This window comes from Polaromonas sp. P3_C2, assembly GCF_056402675.1.
Genome location: NZ_JBFUGX010001117.1, coordinates 1 through 818 on the forward strand (window position 1 = coordinate 1; position 818 = coordinate 818).

Here is an 818-nt window from a genome sequence, read left to right on the forward strand (position 1 = left end):
GCCTGGACGTCCGTGACGCTGCGCTGCTGCCCATGCGCGAACTGCACAAGCTCACGCAGCAGCCGGTCAACCTGAGCATGCGCCAGKGCGACGAAATCGTGTACGTGGAGCGCGCCTACAGTGAACGCTCCGGCATGCAGGTGGTGCGGGCCATCGGGGGCCGTGCGCCGCTGCATCTAACGTCTGTGGGCAAACTGTTCCTCGCGTTTGACGACCCGCAGCGCCTGCGCACCTACGCGACACGCACCGGCCTGCCGGGGCAGACACGCAACAGCATCACGCAGCTGCCAATTCTGGAGCGCGAGCTTTCCAAAGCACGCCAATACGGCATCGCGCGCGACAACGAAGAACTGGAGTTGGGAGTGCGCTGCATGGCTGCAGGTATTTACGATGACCAGAACCAGCTGGTAGCGGGCTTGTCGATTTCGGCCCCGGCTGACCGGCTGGACGAACACTGGCTGCCCAAGTTGCAGGCGACTGCGAATGAGATTTCAGCCGCGCTGGGTTACAAACCCAGGTAAAAGAGGCTACAGCCCAATCAGATTGGACGCGAGCAGCTATAAATAAGATAGCAGGTTGCGCACCTCGGGAAGGCTTAGCCGTTCACCTGCTTGATAGAGGTGCTGACATTCACCTTGGGTTCGGCCACCGGATTCGACTCCACCCAGCGGCGTACGCGCTCGGCATCACCCAGACGGCTCAGCTTGCCGGCGGAATCCAGAAACACCATGATCAGTTTGCGGCCCGCGATTTTGGTCTGCATGACCAGGCACTGGCCAGCTTCAGAGATGTAGCCGGTTTTTTGCAGGCCGATATCC

1 protein-coding gene and 1 pseudogene are annotated in these 818 nt (G+C 61.0%); one reads left to right on the forward strand and one right to left on the reverse strand.

Features of this window, described 5'->3' with window-relative positions:
* The coding region (locus tag AC1DWI_RS25010; RefSeq protein WP_477726161.1) for an IclR family transcriptional regulator at positions 1-521 on the forward strand (521 nt) is incomplete at its 5' end.
* 74 nt (positions 522-595) lie between these two features.
* Here the strand turns inward: AC1DWI_RS25010 and AC1DWI_RS25015 are convergent.
* A pseudogene (locus AC1DWI_RS25015) lies at positions 596-818 on the reverse strand (peptidase S11); the annotation flags it as partial.